The following is a 20498-nucleotide window of genomic DNA, read 5'->3' as shown; positions in this document are numbered from 1 at the left end:
CGAGCCATATTGCCAGTGTTTCCGGGTGTTTTAAGCGGATTGAAAATCCGCGTGTCACTGGTTCGATTCCGGTCCCGGGCACCATTCGCTTCAAAGAAGCGTAAGGCAATCAAACACATCGCAAAATATTGGCCTTCCCAAGGTAGGCGTTCGTCCTGAAGTGGATCCCACGCTGCTGGCGTCTCGCTATGATGGTGTCGAGGTTCTCCAGGACGCTTTCACTTGGCGCGAGAATGCTTTGGGCAAATTGCGTAGGCGCATGTTGGCCGGGTCTCGCCAATGATGAGCTGTCGTCCGACGAACCTGCTCGCGCGTCCTAGGATGCTATCGCTCTACCGCTCAAGATCGATAGCGTAGATCTGCAGATCCGCGTCTGGCGCACTTACCGGAACCAGCCACGGCCACGACGGCTCTTTGAAGTCGGGTACTCCAGCGAGCGCCTGGTTGGGCGGTATGCCGCGGCAAAACACCAGGTATTCCAGCCCGCGTTCCTCGGCCACTGCGCGGGCTTCGGCCTCGCCGCCGCCATAGAAGCGAACCATGTCGCGCAGCCCGTCTTCGTTACGGTGATAGCCGGCGGAGACCACCGAATGCGGCGTTTCCAATAGCAATTTTGGGCCAATCAGCAGGTAGGACATCAGGCGAGCGGGGGGCAGGGCGGCCAGTTGTTCATAGGCGGGCCCCAGCCCACAGGCTCGCCAGTCATCTACGGTTTCTTCTGCAGCTTCCTGTGGAACAAACGCATAGGCGTAGGTAAAAAGGCTCCAATGCACCGCGCCGGTAAAGGCGAGGAAGGTCAGGCCCGCAGTGGCCGCTGACCCAACCGTTTGGCGCTGGCGGAACCACGCCCATGCGCGCGCCACCAGCCATGCCGGGCCCGGCAAAACCGCTACGCTAACAAGGCGAAAGCCGCGAACCTGCAAGCAGAACACTGCAAACAACGCCAAGCAAAAACCAGCTAGAACTAACCAACGCCAGCGTTGATCTTTCGGGGCCAAAGCAACAACCATCAGCACCGCGGCCAAACCGCTCACCGGCATCACCACCAAAGCGAGTTGGTGTCGCATGTTTGCGGCCCAAATCCAGACCGGCTGTGCCTCCCCTATGTCTGGGAAGAGAATCGCGGCGAGATCTGCATCGACATCGCCGTAAGGGCCGCCGCGACATTGCGGAAACAGCCAAAGCACCACAAACAGCGTGGCGACGCCCAGTAACATCAGCGCCAGCAACCTAAGCGCGGGATGGCGCAAGGCGGGCCCGATCAGTGCGGCAACCAGCATGGCGGCGCCGTAAAGCATCCCCGTCACCACGTAGGTTGACGAAAGCGCATCGCAGGCCGGCACAAACCAGTTTTGAACAGGACTTGTTGCGACTAGATGAAGGATGAGGGCAACTGGAAAACTGCCGACAAAGGCCAGCAGTTGTGGTCGATTGCGAACCGGCTGCACCAGCCAATAGAGCGGAAAGCAGATCAGCGCTGCAGCCGCTGACGGCAGAAACTCCGTCCCGATGGCCAGGCCCGTTGCCGCCAAGATGCCCGCAATGGCGGCCCAGACCACGCTATTGCGGCCTTCCATGCTGGCCAGGATCAGCGCCAACGTGAGGGCGATCTGGACGTTGTGATGATCGACCCGACCGGGCGCAAACTCGGTGTAGACGGCGACGGCCAGTGCGAGGAGGGCGAGTGCCGGAAAGCGCGCTGCGGGACCTGCTACACGCTCGGTCAGTTCCGCCAATAGCGCCACCACAGCAAGCAGCACCAACAGCGGCCAGACGAACGCCGCCCAATAGGGCGCTGCTTCGTGCGCGAACGGCGTGAATATGGCCATGAGCAACACGAGCGGCGCATCGACAAGGCGCGACCAGTGCATCGGGGCGCCAAAGGGCGTGTTGTCGCGGTATTGCGTCGTGTCGAACCAGGTTTGGCCATGGAACAGATCGATTGCGCCGACCAGTCGCATGGCATCGTCGCCGGTGACAACAGGCGCGCCTCCGGCCCGCAGGGCTGTGATAACGAGCGCAACCGCAATGACGGCCCAAATCAGGATGATCTGAACCCATTTCCGATCGACCCAGCCCATGCCTGCACCCGATTTTGTCTGGACACAGAATTAGCCGTGACCGGTTAAGCCGCGCTGAAGAGAGCTACAGATAGACGCGCTGCATGGCAGTGCGTGCGAGGCGGCTCGCAACCACAAGGCTCTGCCAAGTAGCACAACCGTCTCTCAGCATCCTCTCATTGGGATGGCTGCCCGCATGAATCGGTCGACATGTCTGGCAAGTAGACTTTAGTCGAGGTTGACGCGGAGTTGTGTTTCCTTTGGATATCGGCTCGGAGGCGTAAACCAATCCTGCGATTGGATTTTCTGCATGGCGCAACAAGCGTTGGCAGATGCGTTTGGGGGATTTTGTGGGGAGCGAATGTGCGACGCTACGTCGCTTTCCGTAGATCAGGCGCGGCAGGGACGAGGTGTCCTGAGGCCGCTACCGACGCTGAAAAGTGCCACTTGCCGAGCAATCTGCGTGGCAACTTGCCGCGTGCGTAATACCTAAGAATGTGAGGCACTAAGTTGAAATATTTGACCAGACAGAAAGTTGTCACGTTGCTCGCAGCTGGCCTCTTGGCCACTGTGGTACCAACGACGGTGGTGCTGTCGCAGCCGGCCGCAGTGGCGCTGACCGAAGGCCCCAAGACCATTTTTGACGGCGTCTATACCGAAGCGCAAGCAGACCGCGGCAAGAAGCTATATGGTGAAAACTGCGCCAGCTGCCACGGCTCTCAGGGCGGCGGCGGTCCAGCAGCTCCCCCGCTGACCGGCAGCGCACTCGACGCCAAGGAAACGATGATGCTGTCCGACAGCGTCGAATTCATGATCGCGGCCATGCCACCAGAAAGCCCCGGCAAGCTGCGTACGCGCGAATATGTCGATGTGCTCGCATACATCCTCAAGCTGCATGGCGCGCCAGCTGGTGACACCGAGCTCCCCCCCAAGGTGGCTGATCTCGACGATATCGAGATCGTCGCCAAGCCTGAAGGCGAAGACGCTCCCGCCGCGCCAGCAGCGGCCCCTGCCGCTCCATCCAAGCCAGCAGAAGCTGCGCCTCAGCCTGCCAACGACGGGCACTAATCATCACCTGGCCGGCCGATCATTCGGCCGGCTCAGCAATCGGGTCCGGATACGGACCGCGTAAACAGGGCCTTGGCTCTGATCTTTAGACTGGAGGACGACACGCATGAAACTTAGACGTCTACTGTTGCTCACCGTAGCAACGCTGGCGATGGCACAGGCCCCGGCTTATGCCGCTGGCCTGGCCGATCTGAAGCCCGTCACCGACGAGGACCTTCAGAACGTTGCTCCCGGCAACTGGCTTGCTTACGGCCGCGACGTGCGCAATTTCGGCTTCAGCCCGCTGACCGACATCACGCCCGACAACGTCGGCACGCTGCAGTCCGTTTGGGCCCGTGGCATCGAGTCCGGCCAGACCCAGACCGCTCCGCTGGTCTATGATGGCATCATGTTCCTCGCCAGCCCGAACGAAACGGTTGAAGCGATCGACGCCGTCACCGGCACCCTGCTGTGGCAGTACCGTCACCGCGTCGAGATCGAGCCAGAACTGCTCAACTCGATTACCCGTGACCGCAAGCGCGGCATCGCGATCTATGGCGAGAACATCTACTTCTCGACATGGGACAACCACCTCATCGCGCTCAACATGCGCGACGGTCAGGTTGCGTTCGATATCGACCGCGGCCAGGGCGACGAAGGTATCTCGAACTCTTCGGGTCCAATCGTTGCCAACGGCATCATCGTGCTCGGTTCGTCCTGCCAGTATTCGGGTTTCGGCTGCTATGCGACCGGCCACGACGCCAAGACTGGTGAAGAACTCTGGCGCAACTACTTCATTCCAAAGCCAGGTGAAGAAGGCGACGAGACGTGGGGCGGCAGCGCCTATGAATCTCGCTGGATGACCGGCGCTTGGGGCCAGTTCACCTACAATCCTGAGCTGGATCTGGTGTTCTACGGCTCGTCCTCGACGGGCCCAGCTTCCGAAGTTCAGCGCGGCACCGTTGGTGGCACTCAGTATGGCACCAACACGCGTTTCGCTGTTAAGCCATCGACCGGTGAAATCGTCTGGCGCCATCAGACCCTGCCCCGCGATAACTGGGACCAGGAATGCACCTTCGAAATGATCGTGGACACGGTGAACGTGAACCCGAGCGCGACGATGGAAGACCTGCAGTCGATCAACCCTGACGCTGCCAAGGGCGAGCGTCGCGTGCTGACCGGCGTGCCGTGCAAGACCGGTACCGTCTGGCAGTTCGACGCCGCAACCGGCGAGTTCATCTATGCTCGTGATACGGCTCACCAGAACCTGATCGAAAGCATCGACGACAAGGGCATCGTGACGGTCAACGAAGAAGTCGTGCACAAGGAAGGCGATGCGCCAATCCTGCACTGCCCGACCTTCCTCGGCGGTCGTGACCAGCCCCGTACGGCCTACAACCCAGAGACCAAGGTCATGTTCGTCCCACTGACGAACGCCTGCATGACCATGACTCCACGTCCGGACGCTCCAATTCCAGCCAACTCGTACAACCAGACATCGGTCTACTCCCTGCCAGATGGCATGACCAATGCTGGCCGTATCGACGCTGTGAACGTCGAAACCGGCGAGACCGTGTGGCGCTACGAGCAGACCGCAGTGAACTACGCATCGCTTCTGGCGACCGCGTCGGACCTGCTGTTCTCGGGCGGTGCTGATCGTTACCTCAAGGCCATCAACCAGAAGACTGGTGAGCTGGTCTGGCAGACCCGTCTTGCTGCTGGCGCCATGGGCGTTCCAATCAGCTACGAAGTCGACGGCAAGCAGTACATCGCCATCGTTTCGGGCAACCCTGCTTACGGCGGTACGCTGATGACCCGTCTGGTTCCTGAATCTGCTGATCTGAGCTCGCTCGGCGCTGCTATCCAGGTCTTTGCTCTGCCGAACTAAGTTTAGTTCGCACACCTAATACGGACCGGCGCGGCTCACCCCGCGCCGGTTCTATCAACGAGGGCCTTCGTGCCCTGTCCCCCGCGCACCGGGTCCAGCGCGATACTGGACACCCGATGCGAAAGGCTCGGCCTATGTATTCGACATCCTGCCTGACGCCATCGCATCGTCCACTTGGCCATGCGCGGCCACTCACCAAATTCATGCTCACTTTATTGTCGGCTGCATTGCTGCTGCCGTTCGCGGCTGCCATTGCGCAGGAAGAAGTTGTGCCGCGCGATCTGTACGAAGAGCGCCGCCGCAACGAGGGAAACAGCATCGCATTCTGCCTGCGCCCCAACGGTCCCTTGGCCGCCTACGAAGGCGAATTAGCGGAAGCCATTGGCCAGGTGCTGCTGACCGATGTGCGCACCTATACGCTCGGCGAAAAGAACTTCCCCGTTCGCCCCTCGATCTACGATTACCTGTTCGGCCTGACTGACGAGCAGATGTTCATCATGATGGCAGAGCATTGCGACGTCGTTTTGGGCATGCACCTGTCGTCGGCGTCCCCCGAATGGCTGCGCCTGTCGCGCCCCTACATCGTGGCGCGGATGCTCGGCATTTCCCGGGATCCATCGGTCAAGACATTGTCCGATCTCAAGCCCGGCGCCCGTATCGGCGCGCAGGCCATGGCCGCCGGTGATTCGGCTCTGACGAGCTATTTGCGCACCGTGCCGGCGGACACCGCGCCGCTGCGCGTTATTTTCCGCGACAACGAGGCGCTGTTCAAGGCATTCGCCAACGAACAGGTCGATGCGGCGCTGCTGTGGGAAGGCGCGCTGATGGCGGGCACGGAGGGCAACCCGGCTGGATACTACGCCATGGAAAGCCTGCCTTTCCCCGTCGATACCGTCCAGATCAGCGCAGCCGTTCGCGCTGGCGATAATGTCCTCGGTGCCTTGGTCGACGAAGCCATCGCTGCGCTTGAAGCCGACGGAACCCTTGCCCAATTGGCCGAGCGCCACAAGATCGTGTGGCCCGACCCGGCATGAATACGCTGCTCAGTGAACTCAACCCTGTCCGCATGATGGTCGACGGCAGCGCCGGGCTCGTGGTTCTGGCGATCCATGGCTTTTTTCTGGCCCTGCTCGCCAAGGCTTTTGGCGACGCCGGCCCGTCCCATGACGGTCGCCAGACGCTCAACCCGATGGCCCATATCGACCTCTTCGCGCTGATCGGCGTTGTCGTCGCGCAGTTCGGCTGGATCCGCCCGATGGATATCCGCTCACGCGAATTGAAGGGTGGTATTGCCGGCTTGATCCTCGTCGTGCTTCTGGCGCTGGCTGGCACTTGGCTCGTCGGTCGCGGTGCGATGGCAGGGCGCGGTCTAGTCATCGCCATAACGCCGCCCGATCTGCTTCAGATCGCCGAAGCCTGGCTGTTCACCTTCGCGCGCATGTCCGAACGCATCGCGGCATTCAACCTGCTGCCCGTTCTCTCGCTGACCGCCGCCCATGCCCTGCGCGAATTCCTGCCCGAACGCCTCCGCAGCACGGGTGCAGTCGTGTCGGGCCTGACCTTGGTGCTGGCCCTCGCGATCAAGATCTGGATCTGGCGATGAGCGTTCATTCAGACCCACTCTTCTCAGTTTTGGACGGCAGCCGCAGCCGATTGCTGACCCGCGCCGCACTGCTGGTCGCCGTCACCGGCCTGGCGGCTGGCGCTCTCGTCTGGCTCGGCATCGGCGCGCTGGAAGGCGCCCGACGCTTGGGATGGACTGCGCTTTCCGCTCCGCTGCCAGTCCTGCAAGCAGCCCTCGCCGCCATCATTCTCGGTGCGCTCGCTGCCGCCATCTATTGTGTCTGGAACCGTGCGCTCCTGCGACCCGGCTCTCTGGCGCTGGCCATTGATCGACGCGGCGGCATGGACCTCGCCTATGCCACCGCCCTCGAAGTCGCCGCTGCGCCCACGCAGGGGCCAGTCGCCCAATCGCTCCTGTCGAGCGCGCGCGAACGCTCGGCGAACCTCGATCTCCGCCGCCTATGGCCGCTCGGCGTGAAGCCGCTGCGAAACATGCTCATCGCCGGGCTCATTGCAGCAGCGGCGGCGCTGGGTATCACCCTTGCACAGCCCCCCTTGTTGGAAACCTCTGCGTCTCTGGAAGCGTCCACCGACGCCGAGAGCATCCGTACCGATGCGCAAGATCTGGCCGACCGGTTGAACCGCGAAGCCGTATTGCGGCAGGACCCGATGCTGGCCGCCATCGCCCGCGCCATCGAGGAACGGGTGGCCGACGCAGCGCCAGAAGTCAGCGCCGAGGACCTGGAAAACGAGCTGTCCGCACTCGCCGATCAGGCCCGCGACGCCTTCGGCGAAAATGCGCCGAGCTGGCTGAACCAACGCGGCAAGGCCTCGCAACTCCCAGACGGCGCGACCGCCACTGCCGGTGGTTCAGGCCCGCGCAATCCAGACGTGCAACAGGGAATCGACGTTTTCGCCATCAACCTCGAAGACATCGAAAGCGCCCGCCGCAATCAGGAAATCGCCACGCTCGAAGCCGATGGCCGCAGCGCCGATGAAGAAACCGAGGCTTTGGGCAAGATCGTGCCGGGCGACAACAAGCCCGCAGGATCGGGCATGACGCCCGAAAAGATCGAACCCCAGCAATTGCAAGCCGCCGGTCGCGAGTCCGTTGGCGCCGCCGCCGAGTCCGGCAAAGGCCCTGCCGATCAGGCCGGCGCCGGCACCAGCGCGCTTGAAGGCGACTCCATGGTCGATGGCGTTGGCGGTGACGATCCGATGGCCCTGCCGCAATCCGCGCAGGAAACCGGTCGGCGCATCCGCGTCACCCTCCCGCCATCCGAAGCCGAACAGGCTGCCAATGGCGCCGGCGGCGCGGCTGGCGCAGGCGCCGGATCGACCACGAATGGCACCGTCGAACGCCCATCGCTCCCCGCCGGAAGCCGCCCGTCGCTGGCGCGCTATTTCGAGAGGGTGGGCGAATGATCGCACTTTATTTGGCCGACCGCCGGGACGCCTGTCCCGGTAATGCAAGTCTTTTCGGGGTATATGCGTGTTGAGTTTCGGCCTTCTTGCCCCCGCAATGCTTGGGCTGCTCGCATTTGCAGCGCTGGTCATCTGGTTGCACACAACGCGCCCCGAGCGCCGGGTCGTGCCCAGCATCCAAATATGGCTGACGCTGCCGGACCTGCCGGGGGCCGCCCGTCGCCGCCGCAAGCTCCCCAAGCTTTCCGCGCTTTTGCTGCTGCAACTTGCAGCGCTCGCGGCGCTGGTGTTGGCTTTGGCGCAGCCCTTTTTGGGCGCTCCGCCGCCAGCCCATTTGGTCGTGGTGCTCGACGGCTCGGCGCAAATGCGCACGGCAAGCGGGCAGGGGACACTGTTCGACGTCGCCCGTGCCGAACTCGCGCGCAATTTGGCCGACCAAAAAGGCGCTCCACCACAACATGTGTCGCTGATCCTTGCCGGGCCTGAGCCACGCCTTCTTGCCGCCCGCCACGCCTATGAGCCCGAGGCCTTCGTCCCGCTGCTCGACCAAGCAAGCGCCAGCGACGGCCCCACCGACTGGACCGCCGTCGCAAGCCTAGTACGCCAAACGCTCGATCCCACCGAAACCGCGACAGGCCTCATTGTTGGCGGTGCCACGCCGTCTGTTTTCGCCACGGAAACCGGCGCACTACCTGCCTTCACCCACTTGCCTGTCCTGGTCCCACCACTGGCCCCAAGCCTAGATCTCCGCCTCGTCCCGATAGACGGGCAGAAATGGGCGCTGAAGGGCACTTTGCGCGCCGATCAGCACCTCACCAACGCCACAGTCTCGATTGGCTTCACCGTCACCGCCGATATCGGCGCACGTCCGCCGCTGCCGTGGAAGCGCCTAGATCTCAAGCTGACTGACGGGACTGCCCGGATCGACGAAACGCTCGACCTCAAGGAACCCGGCCTCGTCTCCGTCAACGCGCAAGCCGAAGATCGGCAGGCATGGCCCGGCGCCGAAGCCCGTTTCCTCACGGCGTCCTTGGCGCCCCAACGTGTCCTCTACATTGCGTCGACCACCGCATCTGACCAGCCGCTTGTCCGTGCCATCATGGCCCAGGATGGTCTCGAAGTGTTCCGCGCCGACGCGCTGCCACAAGATATCGCCGACTATGCGCTGGTGGTTGTCGATGGCATCACCCTGCCTGAGGCCCCCAAAGCCCCCACGCTGTGGATCGGCAGCGCCGGTGTCGGCGAGGATTTAAGGGATACGGCCGTCGTCGCCGACGCAGATTTCTGGCACCCGTTTCACCCGCTGACTGGTGCCGAAGACTGGAAAACGCCCAGCTTCAGTTCCGTCTCCACCCGCCCGCTTCCCGATGGCCATGAGGTCCTCGTTGCTGGTGCCAGCTATCCGCTGCTGGCTGTCAGTACGCGCGGCGCATTTCAGGACATCCACCTCAAGTTTGACCCGCGCCGAGTCAACTGGAGCAGCGGCGACGTGCTGCCGCTTCTGACCGGCGCAATAACCGACTGGCTGCGCCTGACAGACCTTCCCCGCGCCAACTGCCAGGTCGGTCTGCCCTGCGCAGCCGAAACGGGCACCTATGTTGCCGTCGCGAACGGCACCACGTTCAATACCGATGCAACGGTTTTCACCCCGCTCGTATCCGGCCTGTTCCGCGTTCCATCTGGTGATCTGTTGGCCATCAACTCTGCGCCCGACCGCTTCGGCAACACGCTGGCAGAGGCACCCGCGACCACTCCGGTCGATGCGCCCCCCCTCGGCCTCATGTGGTACCTGCTGCTCGCCGCTGCCCTGTTCCTGGCCGCCGATGCAGCCCTGCGGTTCCGCAGCAGCGGCAAGCGCGCATTGCCTGCCCTTGGCGCACTGATCCTTGTTGCCGCAGCGCTCGTTGGCCTCGCATTCCCGCTCCCCTTCGAGCGCAGCGTGCGCGTTGAACTGGTTCCCGAAGGCGGCAATGCGGCCGCCACCGGTCTCGCCATTGCCGCAGGCCCATCGCCACGTATCCTGCGAGACGGAGTGCAGGCGCCGACCGCCCCCGCACAGGTCGGCGGCCTATCCGAACCACTGCCAACCACGATCACCCATCCCGCCGTTGCCCTGAATCTGGCATCAGCTCTGGTCCCATCGCATCAGGTGGCAGACATCGTTGCGGGCGCACCTGTCCGCTCCGCCATCCCCGCCTTCAGCAATAGCCAGCTAAACCTGCCCGCCAACGCCTATCTCGAGCCCGCCTCGCTGCCGCTTCGCCCCGCCACTGGCCCGATGATCACCGCGCTAGCCCTGCCTGCCGATGCCGCACCCGGCGACCGGCTCGGGCTGACGGCACTGGTCCAGTCCGACATCGAGATCCCCGTCCAGATCGCCTTCCATGCCAATGGCACTCAGCTTGTGGTGGAAGACGCGACGCTCCAGCACGGCATGAACCGGATCGAAACCGAACTGCCGCCACTGGCCGTCGGCGAAACCCTGTTCACCGTCACGGTCAGCATCGCGGGCGGCCGAACCTCGTCGCTGTCCGCCATCGCAATCGCTCGTGTCGGTCGTCCCGTCCTCGTGCTCGCATCCGACGCTGTGCATGGCGAGGCTTTCGCCCAGCTTGCGACAGCCACCGTTCCCGGCATACCTCCCGACGGCCAGCCCGGTCTTGCCGTCGTCAACCCTGCCAATGCGCCGGACTATCTGCGCGACTGGCTCGATTTCGACGCCGTGGTCCTGCTGAACATGCCGGCCCGCGCCGTCACCAGCCGCGAAGCCGGACTGATCGAAAGCGCCGTAACGCGTCACGGCCTTGGACTGGTCATGCTCGGTGGCGGCAACGCCTTCGGCCCCGGCGGCTATTTTGCCACGCCGTTTGAAAAGTTGTCCCCCCTTTCGGCCCGCGTTCCGCGCGAAGCGCCCGAGGTGACGATGGTTTTTGTGCTCGACCGCTCCGGCAGCATGAACCAGCAGGTCGCCGGCGGCACGCGCCTCGAAATGGCGCGACAGGCGACGCAAGGCGCCATTGCCCTTCTCAATCCCGAAAGCCGTGTCGGCATCGTGGTCTTCGACACCGAAGCCCGCATTGTCCTGCCACTGACCATTGCCAGCGACGCCGACGCAGTGCGCGCCGCATTGGCCACCGTCGATACCGGCGGCGGCACCGCCATCGCGCCGGGTCTTCTGGCCGGCTGGGAATTGCTCCGTGGCTCAGAGGCGCAGGCCCGCCATATGATCGTGATGACTGATGGTCTGAGCACGCCGGGCGACTTCACCGGCATCGCGACCGCTATGCGGGCCGAAGGGATCACCGTTTCCGCCGTGGCCGTCGGCACCGGCGCCGACGCAAAGGCCGTTGCGGAAATCGCCGCGGCAGGCGGCGGTTCCGTGCATGCCTCCGACGATTTCGCCACGCTACCGTCCATCCTCTCGCAGGAAGCGATGCTGCTGTCGTCGCCGGTTCGCGAAGGGCAGGGGCAGCCACAACTCGGCGATCTGTCCGACCCGCTCCTGCGCGGCCTGCCCACCCGGTTGCCGCCGGTCGATGGCGTTGTCTTGACCACGGCCAAGCCCGACGCGCGCGTTGCCCTCACCACCACCACGCCGGATGGCGAAGAAGCGCCGCTCCTTGCCACCTGGCGTCAGGGCAATGGTCAGGTCCTTGCGTTTTCCAGCGATGTCACCGGCAACTGGACCCGCAACTGGCAGGCCGATCCGTCTTTGGCGGCGCTCTGGCCACATGTCCTGCGCCAGATCCGTCCCACCCGCCCCGCAAATGGCCCATGGCTGCGTCTCGCCGACACCGGCGAGCAGATGCTGCTCACGCTTGAGGCCCTCGATTCCGAAGGCGCGCCCCGCGAAGGTCTTGCCGCCATCGCAGCCATCGAGATCGACGGCGCTGCCGCACTCAATCTACAGATGACCGAAATCAAACCCGGCATCTACGAAGCTTCATTTGCTCCCGAAAAGGCCGGTCGCATCGCCGCCCGCGTCGCTCTGCCGGCCGAATCACGCCGCCCCGTCAGCGGCCAGACCGCCCCGACCGAAGAGATCGCTGAAACCGCCTATTATCGCTCCCGGCCATTCTGGGCCGAGCCTTTGGTCGACCAGCCGCTGCTCGTCGCGGGCGGCGCCGCGTCCGTGCCCACGGGCTGGGGCGTTCGTCTGGTTCCCGGCGTTACGGCCCCTTGGCTCGTGCTGGCTCTGCTCGCCTTTTTGACTGCTCTCGTTTTTTACATGCGTCCCGCCCGTCCAACTTCTCGTCGCACCGTGCCAGACGCTCATACCCGCTCAGACGAAGGAATTGCCTCGTGAACGCACCCGCAAGCATCAATATCGACCCCGAGGAAGTGCGTGCCGCCATCGCGGCTGCGCGGACCGAAATTGGCAAGGCCGTCCGAGGGCAAGACCGGGCGATCCTGTTGACCCTGATTGGCATCGTCTGCGGCGGTCACGTGCTGCTCGAAGGCCCGCCCGGCACCGGCAAAACCTTGATGGTGCAGAGCGTCCACGCCGCAACCGGGCTCGATTTCGCCCGCATCCAGTTCACGCCCGACCTGATGCCGGCCGACATTACCGGCGGCATGACGCTGGTCGATGACGGCACAGGCCGTCCGCGCGTCGAATACCGTCGCGGCCCGATCTTCACCCAGCTTCTGCTGGCCGACGAAATCAACCGCGCCACCCCGCGCACCCAGTCGGCATTGCTTGAGGCGATGCAGGACGGCGCGATTTCGCACGATGGTCGCACCGAACAGCTGCCCCAGCCCTTCACCGTACTGGCGACGCAGAACCCGATCGAAATGGAAGGCACCTATAGCCTGCCCGAAGCGCAGATCGACCGCTTCATGTTGCGTATCGATGTCGATTACCCGACGCCCGAAATTCTGGCCGAAATTCTGATTGCCACCACCGGTCTGGAACGCCCGCAGCTGTCGCCGGTTCTGACCCCGGCACAGATTCTGGCCGTACGCGACCTCGTGCGTGAAATGCCGGTTGTGTCCGCCATCCCGCTGGCCGTTGCCCGTCTGGCCAGCGCGACACAGCCCGGCGCTCCGGGTGCCGATCCGGAAGCGGGTCGCGTTCTACGCTATGGCATCAGTCCGCGCGGCGCACAGTCGATGCTGCTCAGTGCCAAGGCGCACGCGTTCATCGCTGGCCGCAATCATGTCTCGATTGAAGACCTCCGCGCCGTCATGATGCCGTCGCTACTGCACCGCCTGCAGCCACGCTTTGAGGCGCGTGCCGATCCACAGGCCGTCACCAAGCTGTTGACGCGCCTCTTTGACAAGCATCTGGGCAGCATCTGATGGCAAGACCAGCCGCATCAGGGCGGGCAATGCCGTCGCCCGAGTTGATGGATCGACTGTCAACAATGCGGTTCGTGCCGCCGGGCGCGCGCGCCACGACGGGCGTTGGCGAACGCGCGTCGCGCACCAGCGGGCCGGGCATGGAGTTCGCCGATTTCCGGACCTATCGGGCCGGCGATGATCTGCGTCATGTCGATCCGCGCAGTATCGCGCGCGGCGATCCGTTCACCCGCAAATATGTGCAACGTCGCCAGTTCGTTGTCACCATCGTGCTGGATCTGACGGCGTCGATGATGGTGCAGCCTGACACCAAAGCCGCGCTCGCCACCGGCGTTGCCCGGGCGCTGGGTTTCGTGGCTTTGTCCGGACAGGACAAGGTGCGTCTGGTCGTGCTGGAAGGCGAAAACGGCATCCGGCGTTCGCCCCTATGGCAGGGCCGCACCCGTGCCCCCGACATGTTCGCCTTCGCCGAACCACAAATCGAGGCCCCCCGTGACCGGGAAGACGCCAGCAAGCGCGACGCCTCGGCATCGCTGGCGGCGGCCCTCACCGAACTCATCCCCAGCAGCGACGCCGGCTCACTGATTTTCATCGTGTCTGACTTCTGGGAGGCCGACGTGGCGGTAGCTCTGGCGTCGCTTGCATCGACCCCTGCCACGGTGACGGCGCTCCATGTTCTGTCAGCGTCCGAACGCGATCCATCGTCGCTGGGGCAGGGCATCATCCGGCTCGTGGATGCCGAAACTGGCCGCGAGCGCGATATGACCATCGACGAAACCACCCTGACCGGCTACCGCGCTGCGCTCGGTCGCCACACCGATACGCTTGTCGAATCGCTGTCGGGGTGGAACGTTTTTCTTCCAGTTGACGCCGAAGCGCAGCTCAGCGATGTCTGCCTCGAGCGGCTGCCTGTGGCGGGAGTGATTGCATGAGCCAAGCTGCGACCCCGCAAAACGGGGAAATCCTCTCCGCCATTTCCATCGAAGGCGTCTCGCAACGCTATGGCCGCATGCTCGCGCTCGACGATGTCAGCCTAACCGTGCCCATGGGCAGCCTGTTTGCCCTGATCGGGCCGAACGGCGCGGGAAAATCGACCTTGATCGATATCCTCTGCACCATCCGCGCGCCGCTCTCCGGTCGCGCTCTGGTGGCCGGGTTGGACGTATCGCGCGATCCACGCGGCGTGCGTCGTCGTATCGGCGTGATCTTCCAAAACTCCACCTTGGACACCCGCCTGTCGGTGTTCGACAATCTCGAATTCCACGGTCGCGTGCACGCCATGGGTCGCGCCGAACGACGGCAGCGGATCGACGAAATGCTCGAACTCGTGCAACTGTCCGAGTGGCGCAATGCCCCGGCGCGCACGCTTTCTGCCGGTATGAAACGGCGCCTGGAGATCGCGCGCGGTCTGCTGCACGACCCCGAAATTCTCTTCATGGACGAACCGACCGTCGGGCTCGATCCGCAGTCGCGCGCCAATATCTGGCAATACCTGTCCGACCTGCGCGAAAAGACCGGCCTCACCATCGTCGTCACCACCCATTACATTGACGAAGTGGGCGGCGCCGACCGGGTCTGCGTCATCGAAAAGGGCAAGATCCTCGTTGAAGGCACGCCAGCGGACCTCAAGGCCGCGCATGGCACAACACTCCTGCGCTTGCAGCCAGAAGGCACCGAGGGCCGCGCCGCAATTCTTGCCGTCCATCCTGATGCTCTGACCTTGCCCGATGGCAATATCCTCGTGCGCTTCGACACGCTGCCCGAAGCTGAAACCGCGCTCGCTGCCCTGCGCGGCAAAATCGGGCTCGCGACCCTTGAGCCGCCAAGCCTTGAAAGCGTTTTCCTCAACCTTACGGGCCGCGCCCTGCGCGAAGAAGCTCCAACGTCGGGTCGCGGAAGACCCCCAGCCGGAGGACGAAGATGAGCAACGAGATGGCGAATAACGGCATGCGCCGCCGCCCCGCTCCGGGTGGGTTCAAGGACATTTGGGACATCGCCTGCGGCGTGCAGGCCATCTGGTGGCGCGAAGTAAAACGCTCGCTGACCGATCGTGGCCAACTGGTCGGCGGCGTATCGCGCCCGCTGCTCTGGGTGCTGATCCTTGGCGTCGGCCTCAACCCGTTCTTCCGTGGCGAGGTGATGGGCGATGTGCGCTTCATCGTGCCCTACACCTATCTCCAGTACATCTTCCCAGGCGTGATCGTCCTCAACATCCTCTACACCTCGATCCAGTCGGCGGTGTCGCTTATCTGGGACCGGGAATTCGGCTTCCTGCGCGAAGTGCTGGTGTCGCCGCTGCCGCGTAACTTCATCCTCCTGGGTAAGGTTCTGGGTGGCGCCACCACGGCAGTCGTGCACGGTCTCTTGGTGCTGGCCGTCGCCCGCTTCGCCAATATCCAGATGAGCCTGCCCGATGTCGGCGCCGCCATGGCGCTGATGTTCCTGCTTGCCTTCGGCATGACGTCCCTCGGCATCGTCATCGCCAACTATGTGAAGGGCTTTGAGGGCTTTGGCGTGTTCTCCAACGCGCTGGTCTTGCCGCTCTACTTCACCTCATCCTCGGTTTTCCCGCTTGATCCCGCGCTGACCCGCGCCCAAACGCTGGTGACCTATCCGCGTTGGCTGGTGGCGCTCGTTGAGGCCAATCCGGTGACTTATGCGGTTGATACCCTGCGCGGCATTCTGATCGGCTTCAACCAATTCCCGGCAATCCTGGGCTGGCAGATCACCGGGGGCATGGCCGTCGTGTTGTTCCTCTTCGCCATGTACGAATTCCGCAGGCTCTAGCCGATGGCCCTGTCGCTCCGCGCCGTTCTGCTGACCATCGCGCCGCTGGCTGTGTCCTTCGCGGTAGTACTGGCCGTCAACCTCTTGCCGCCCGATACGGCGCTGGAGGAAACGCAGGCGGCTGGGCGACTGACCGTCTGCGCCCCGCGCGAAATGGGGCCGTTGGTGACGCGCGATCGGGATCGCCCGGGCTTTGAGATCGCGCTGGTCGAAGAAGCCGCGCGCCGCTCCGGCTGGCGCGCCACCGTCACGGCCAATATCGCCATGGCCCGTGAGTTCAATCCTGCCAACTGGCGGATCACCCGCGCGACCTGCCGCATGATCGTCGGTGGCCTCCGCGACAATTCGTGGAGCCGCAGCCTGATGGAACTGGGCGAGCCCTATCTGACCAGTTCCTGGGTTCAGGTCGCCGCGCCCGGCACAGTCTGGCCACCGGCCGAAGTGGTGTTCACCCCCGGCGTCTTCGCACTGGATCGGGTTGCTCTTGGCAGCTACCTGCGCAAAGCCGGTATCCACATCCTGCCCGAGCAGACGCCGGCCGACGTCGCTACGGCCATTGATGCGGGCAAAGCACCCGTCGCCATCACCGACTCCATCATGGCCGCCTTCCTGTTCCGCGACACGGGTCTCGAGATCGCGCCTCTACCGGACGGACCAGCGTCAACCGGCATCTCGCTCGGCTTCTGGAAAGGCGACACGACGCTCCGTCTGCATATGGACGAGGTGCTCGATCAGATGGACAAGGACGGAACCATCGCCCGCTTCGCCGAGGACTACGGCATCGCCGTTAGCCTGCTACGCTGACCCAAGGTCGCGGCCGTAGAAATCGGACTCTGGATCGGTCAGAACCAGGGTCCTGATACGATCCCACAAATAGCTTCTGAGCTCGATGAAGCGCGGTTCGGCGCGCACGTCATAGGTCCAGCGCGGCCGTTCCAGCCCGACGTCGATCACCTCCAGCACGCGGCCGGGGCGGGGGCCCATCAGCACGATCTGGTCGGCCAGCAGGATGGCCTCGTCAACGCTATGCGTCACAAATAGCGCCACCGATTTGCGCACGGTCCACAGCCGCATCAGCTCGATCTGCATCAGCTCGCGCGTCTGCGCATCAATGCTGGCAAACGGCTCGTCCATCAGCAAGATATCGGGCTCGGACGCCAGCGCGCGGGCCAGCGCGACGCGCTGCTTCATGCCGCCCGAAAGCTCGCTCGGATAGGCATCGGCAAAGCGGCGCAGGCCGACCAGTTCGATATAGCGGTCGGCGCGCTCGCGGCGCTCGGCCTTGTCGGGAATGGATTCAACCAGCGCAAATTCCACGTTGCCGCGCACCGTCGACCACGGAATGAGCCGGAACGACTGGAACACAAAGCCCATTTCAGGGCCCGGTGTCGGCGTCCGCCCCGACACGGTGACGGTGCCGCTATCGGGCGTCAGCAGCCCGTTGACCATGCGCAGCACGGTAGTCTTGCCGCAGCCCGACGGGCCAAGCAACGACACGAAGGCCCCGTCCTTGACCGCAAGGTCAACATTTTTGAGGGCGACGGTGCCGTCGCCCTCTTTCTTGCCCTTGAAGGTTTTGGACACGCCCTGCAACAGGATGCGCGGCGCTTCTACGGCGCCTTTGGCAGATCCGATCCGGTGCGGGGCGTCATCGATCATCGCGAAACGCTGTCCGCGGCGGCATCGGTGCCAAGCTCGGCCAGCACCTCATCGAGCACGCTGAAATCGGCCCATTCGGACAGTTCCACCTTGCGCACGCTGGCGAAGTCTTCGCCCTCATAGAGCGAGCCGGCCGTGTAATCGAGCTCGGCTTTGTTCAGCCCGCCATTGACGCTCCAGCTCTTGGCAAAGCTGTCGCCCAGCGTTTCAAGCGTGGCCTTGTCGACATCGGGGCGCGCCTTTTCCATGGCGGCAACCCACACGGCCGGATCGGCGGCGAAGTCGCGCGACGCCTTGACCAGCGCGGTGATCACGCCCTTGACCTCGTCACGGCGCTCTTCGAGCACCTTGGCGGTCACGATGTTGACCTTGCTGACCAAGGGCGCTGCCGCATAATAGTCGTCCTGCGACACCAGCACATGCAGGCCCGTCGTGTCGGGCAGGGAGCTCCATACGCCGATGGAAATGGTGGTCGCGTCGATCTGGTTGGCCATCAGCGCCTGCGCGCGGACATTGGGCTGGCCGAGCGCGACGAACTCGACAGTCTCGGGATCTACACCCTGCGCAATCATCACGCGCGTGCTGAGCGATTGATCGAGACTCCCCGGCCGGCCAATGCCGAAGCTCTTGCCGGCCAGGTCAGCCGGCGTTGCGACCGCATCCTTGGCGGCGATCAGGAAGGGCAGCGACTTGTTGGGCGAAACCACGGCGCGCAGATCGTCCGCGCCACCGGCCACCAGCAACAACAGGGCGTCGGTGCCTATATTGGCCATCTCGCCATCGCCAGCCTGAATGGCGGCCAGCGCCGATGGTGTCTGCTGCACGCGCACCAGTTCCACATCCACGCCTTCGCGTTCGAAATAGCCTTCCTGCAGCGCCAGATCCATAACGGAGTTCGGCACCAGCGGCGTTTCCAGATCGGTGACGATCAGTCGAAACGGCGCGGCCTGTGCGGCCATCGTCGAAGCCATCAACGCAGCGGCCAGAGTGCTCAGCAATGTGATCTTCATAACAATCTCCTCAAGCGTTATTTATTGGTCTGTCAGATAGTTACTTCACTTCGACGCCAGCGTCCCAGCCGAACTTCGACGAACCGCAGCGCTTCGGTGACCAGCACGCCGATCAACGCCAGCGTCAGGACGATGACGAAATACTCCGCCATGCGGAATGTATTGCCGTAAATCGCCAATAGCCCACCCAGCCCTTTGACGGCGGTATAGAGTTCGGCCACCACTGTATTGATCAGCCCGATGGTCGCGCCCACGCGCAGGCCGACAATGATGAACGGCACCGCACCCGGCAGCATGATCTGGGTAAAAATACGCTTCTGCTTGGCGCCCACCGAGCGGGCCATCTCCACCAGTTCCTGATCGGAATTGAGCGCACCGGCATAGGTATTGATCAGGATCGGCATCACCGCGCCAAGGAAGATGATCAGGATTTTCGCCTGCGGTCCAAGCCCCAGAAAAACGATGATCAGCGGAATGAACGCCACGCGAGGCGTTGCCGACAGCGCATAGACGAAAATCTCGAGCGTTTTGCCCAGCGGCTTGATGGTGCCCATGATCAGGCCCAGCGGCACGCCGACCAGAATGGCGATGGCATAGCCACCCAGATAAATCGACAGGCTATCGCCCAGCGCCGTCAGCAGCCGCCCCTCGGCAATCAACCGCTGCGCCGCTTCCACCGTCGCCCAGGGAGAAGGCACCAGATTGCGCGTCACCATGGTGGACGCCAGCCACCACAGTGCGATCAGGCCAGCCAGAAACAGCAGGCGATAAACCGCAATCCTCATGAAGTCTCCCCTCTACGGTTCGCCGCCCCGCGAACACCTAGCCTGCGATCTGTGCCCGTCAGTCTGGCTTTGATGCCATGTCGGCGCTCGTTGACGCTCACCTTATAGACGCAGGCACGGAAATCGAGGTTTTCATCGGCCCCCAGCCGATCAGCACAATCTGTTTTCTGAACCATCGCGCCTTAGCGCAGCAGGTCACGAACAATACCCCCGCAATCGCGACCTCGTCGGGTCGGTTGTGCAAATGCTGCGGGGAATGTGGGATTTCGGATGGCCACGCTGAACATGCGCCGCGATGATAAGGCTCATGCCGAGGCCATCAATGCCCCGGCATGAAGCGCAAAGTCTTACTGACCGATCAGGGCGACCAGTTCTTCGAAGGTTGCCTTGGCCTTTGGCGGCACGCGGGCAGCTTCGATGTCAGCCAGGTTTGCTGGATCGTCGCCAACGACGATCAGGCCAACCATGCCCATGGCCAGGTGCGGCGCGCACTTGTAGCCATATGCACCGGCGACGTCGAAGGTCACGCTGAACTCTTCGTTGATCTTGCCCTTGAACTCATTGCCGCCCTCAGGGAACATGCCCTTGATGGTCTCGGCATTGTGGCCCTTGTCGGTCGGGATAAACTTGACGGTGTCGCCAACAGCGATCTGCAGGAACGCAGGCTCGAACACCATCGTATTGCCAGCGGCATCTTTATTGAGCATGTGCACTTCGAACTCAGCCGCCGACAGCGACAGGGTCGATGCGGCCGTGGCGACCGCGAATGCAAGAAGACCAAAAAACTTCAAGTTGAATACTCCTGATTAATGCGCTTTCACGCGCAACATAGACAACACGCCGCCCGCCCGTGCGGTCACCGTGGAAAGCCCAAAGGCCGTCAGTCCGTCAACACATATAGTGTCGCAATCTGCTGGCCTAACTTTCAGCTATCCTCCGGCCCGGACGATAAGACGCCCGAACTCCGCTAGCA

Annotated in this window: 16 protein-coding genes and 1 tRNA gene; 12 read left to right on the top strand and 5 right to left on the bottom strand. The window is 63.5% G+C overall.

The genetic code is table 11. The features are described 5' to 3' along the window. Window positions 1–11 precede the first annotated feature (11 nt). Window positions 12–84: transfer RNA gene (locus ABIE28_RS13670), tRNA-Ser, on the top strand. A 248-nt stretch (window positions 85–332) separates the two neighbouring features. Here ABIE28_RS13670 and ABIE28_RS13665 read toward each other — a convergent pair. Beyond that, window positions 333–2081, bottom strand: coding sequence for a hypothetical protein (locus ABIE28_RS13665; RefSeq protein ID WP_354063806.1), 1749 nt, complete (start codon window positions 2079–2081; stop codon window positions 333–335). Between the two features lie 498 nt (window positions 2082–2579). Here ABIE28_RS13665 and ABIE28_RS13660 point away from each other — a divergent pair, with 498 nt between their 5' ends. From ABIE28_RS13660 to ABIE28_RS13610, 11 genes are all read left to right on the top strand, one after another. Continuing rightward, on the top strand, window positions 2580–3128 hold the full coding sequence (locus tag ABIE28_RS13660; protein ID WP_354063804.1) for a c-type cytochrome: 549 nt from the start codon (window positions 2580–2582) through the stop codon (window positions 3126–3128). Between the two features lie 106 nt (window positions 3129–3234). Then, the gene (locus ABIE28_RS13655; RefSeq protein WP_354063802.1) at window positions 3235–4995 is read left to right on the top strand and encodes a pyrroloquinoline quinone-dependent dehydrogenase; all 1761 of its coding nucleotides are present in this window, start codon (window positions 3235–3237) and stop codon (window positions 4993–4995) included. A 134-nt stretch (window positions 4996–5129) separates the two neighbouring features. Beyond that, window positions 5130–6029 carry a substrate-binding periplasmic protein gene (locus ABIE28_RS13650; RefSeq protein WP_354063800.1) on the top strand — a complete coding sequence of 300 codons (900 nt, stop codon included), beginning with the start codon at window positions 5130–5132 and terminating at the stop codon, window positions 6027–6029. Continuing rightward, on the top strand, window positions 6026–6598 hold the full coding sequence (locus ABIE28_RS13645; RefSeq protein WP_354063798.1) for a zinc metalloprotease: 573 nt from the start codon (window positions 6026–6028) through the stop codon (window positions 6596–6598). The genes ABIE28_RS13650 and ABIE28_RS13645 overlap by 4 nt, the downstream gene beginning before the upstream one ends. Continuing rightward, a complete protein-coding gene (locus tag ABIE28_RS13640) occupies window positions 6595–7983 on the top strand; it encodes a hypothetical protein (RefSeq protein WP_354063796.1) in 1389 nt (462 codons plus the stop codon). Before ABIE28_RS13645 ends, ABIE28_RS13640 begins: the two co-directional genes overlap by 4 nt. A 67-nt stretch (window positions 7984–8050) precedes the next feature. Then, complete coding sequence (locus ABIE28_RS13635) at window positions 8051–12289, top strand: VWA domain-containing protein (protein WP_354063794.1); 4239 nt, start codon at window positions 8051–8053, stop codon at window positions 12287–12289. Continuing rightward, window positions 12286–13284 carry an AAA family ATPase gene (locus ABIE28_RS13630; protein WP_354063792.1) on the top strand — a complete coding sequence of 333 codons (999 nt, stop codon included), beginning with the start codon at window positions 12286–12288 and terminating at the stop codon, window positions 13282–13284. Before ABIE28_RS13635 ends, ABIE28_RS13630 begins: the two co-directional genes overlap by 4 nt. Continuing rightward, window positions 13284–14216, top strand: a complete 933-nt coding sequence (locus ABIE28_RS13625) for a DUF58 domain-containing protein (RefSeq protein WP_354063791.1) — start codon at window positions 13284–13286, stop codon at window positions 14214–14216. Before ABIE28_RS13630 ends, ABIE28_RS13625 begins: the two co-directional genes overlap by 1 nt. Then, window positions 14213–15208 (top strand): ABC transporter ATP-binding protein, encoded by a 996-nt coding sequence (locus ABIE28_RS13620; RefSeq protein ID WP_354063790.1) that lies wholly within the window; start codon window positions 14213–14215, stop codon window positions 15206–15208. The genes ABIE28_RS13625 and ABIE28_RS13620 overlap by 4 nt, the downstream gene beginning before the upstream one ends. Further along, on the top strand, window positions 15205–16071 hold the full coding sequence (locus ABIE28_RS13615) for an ABC transporter permease (RefSeq protein WP_354063788.1): 867 nt from the start codon (window positions 15205–15207) through the stop codon (window positions 16069–16071). Before ABIE28_RS13620 ends, ABIE28_RS13615 begins: the two co-directional genes overlap by 4 nt. 3 nt (window positions 16072–16074) lie before the next feature. Beyond that, window positions 16075–16875 (top strand): substrate-binding periplasmic protein, encoded by an 801-nt coding sequence (locus ABIE28_RS13610; protein ID WP_354063786.1) that lies wholly within the window; start codon window positions 16075–16077, stop codon window positions 16873–16875. Here the strand turns inward: ABIE28_RS13610 and ABIE28_RS13605 are convergent. From ABIE28_RS13605 to ABIE28_RS13590, 4 genes are all read right to left on the bottom strand, one after another. Continuing rightward, a complete protein-coding gene (locus tag ABIE28_RS13605) occupies window positions 16867–17730 on the bottom strand; it encodes an ABC transporter ATP-binding protein (protein ID WP_354063784.1) in 864 nt (287 codons plus the stop codon). The genes ABIE28_RS13610 and ABIE28_RS13605 overlap by 9 nt on opposite strands. Further along, window positions 17727–18740: an ABC transporter substrate-binding protein gene (locus ABIE28_RS13600; RefSeq protein WP_354063782.1), complete on the bottom strand. Its 1014-nt coding sequence runs from the start codon at window positions 18738–18740 to the stop codon at window positions 17727–17729. The genes ABIE28_RS13605 and ABIE28_RS13600 overlap by 4 nt, the downstream gene beginning before the upstream one ends. A gap of 32 nt (window positions 18741–18772) precedes the next feature. After that, window positions 18773–19525 (bottom strand): ABC transporter permease, encoded by a 753-nt coding sequence (locus ABIE28_RS13595; RefSeq protein ID WP_354063780.1) that lies wholly within the window; start codon window positions 19523–19525, stop codon window positions 18773–18775. A 347-nt stretch (window positions 19526–19872) separates the two neighbouring features. Further along, complete coding sequence (locus ABIE28_RS13590; RefSeq protein WP_354063778.1) at window positions 19873–20316, bottom strand: pseudoazurin; 444 nt, start codon at window positions 20314–20316, stop codon at window positions 19873–19875. Window positions 20317–20498: the final 182 nt, after the last annotated feature.

It is taken from the genome of Devosia sp. 2618 (assembly GCF_040546815.1).
GTDB lineage: Bacteria > Pseudomonadota > Alphaproteobacteria > Rhizobiales > Devosiaceae > Devosia.
Note: the sequence above shows the minus strand (reverse complement) of the source record. Positions and strands in the feature narration are given on the sequence as shown.

Excerpts from the sequence above, each read along its gene's own strand:
- ABIE28_RS13665 (WP_354063806.1), bottom strand. The coding sequence starts at position 2,081 with ATGGGCTGGGTCGATCGGAAATGGGTTCAGATCATCCTGATTTGGGCC.
- ABIE28_RS13655 (WP_354063802.1), top strand. The coding sequence starts at position 3,235 with ATGAAACTTAGACGTCTACTGTTGCTCACCGTAGCAACGCTGGCGATG.
- ABIE28_RS13650 (WP_354063800.1), top strand. The coding sequence starts at position 5,130 with ATGTATTCGACATCCTGCCTGACGCCATCGCATCGTCCACTTGGCCAT.
- ABIE28_RS13645 (WP_354063798.1), top strand. The coding sequence starts at position 6,026 with ATGAATACGCTGCTCAGTGAACTCAACCCTGTCCGCATGATGGTCGAC.
- ABIE28_RS13640 (WP_354063796.1), top strand. The coding sequence starts at position 6,595 with ATGAGCGTTCATTCAGACCCACTCTTCTCAGTTTTGGACGGCAGCCGC.
- ABIE28_RS13625 (WP_354063791.1), top strand. The coding sequence starts at position 13,284 with ATGGCAAGACCAGCCGCATCAGGGCGGGCAATGCCGTCGCCCGAGTTG.
- ABIE28_RS13620 (WP_354063790.1), top strand. The coding sequence starts at position 14,213 with ATGAGCCAAGCTGCGACCCCGCAAAACGGGGAAATCCTCTCCGCCATT.
- ABIE28_RS13615 (WP_354063788.1), top strand. The coding sequence starts at position 15,205 with ATGAGCAACGAGATGGCGAATAACGGCATGCGCCGCCGCCCCGCTCCG.
- ABIE28_RS13610 (WP_354063786.1), top strand. The coding sequence starts at position 16,075 with ATGGCCCTGTCGCTCCGCGCCGTTCTGCTGACCATCGCGCCGCTGGCT.
- ABIE28_RS13605 (WP_354063784.1), bottom strand. The coding sequence starts at position 17,730 with ATGATCGATGACGCCCCGCACCGGATCGGATCTGCCAAAGGCGCCGTA.
- ABIE28_RS13600 (WP_354063782.1), bottom strand. The coding sequence starts at position 18,740 with ATGAAGATCACATTGCTGAGCACTCTGGCCGCTGCGTTGATGGCTTCG.
- ABIE28_RS13595 (WP_354063780.1), bottom strand. The coding sequence starts at position 19,525 with ATGAGGATTGCGGTTTATCGCCTGCTGTTTCTGGCTGGCCTGATCGCA.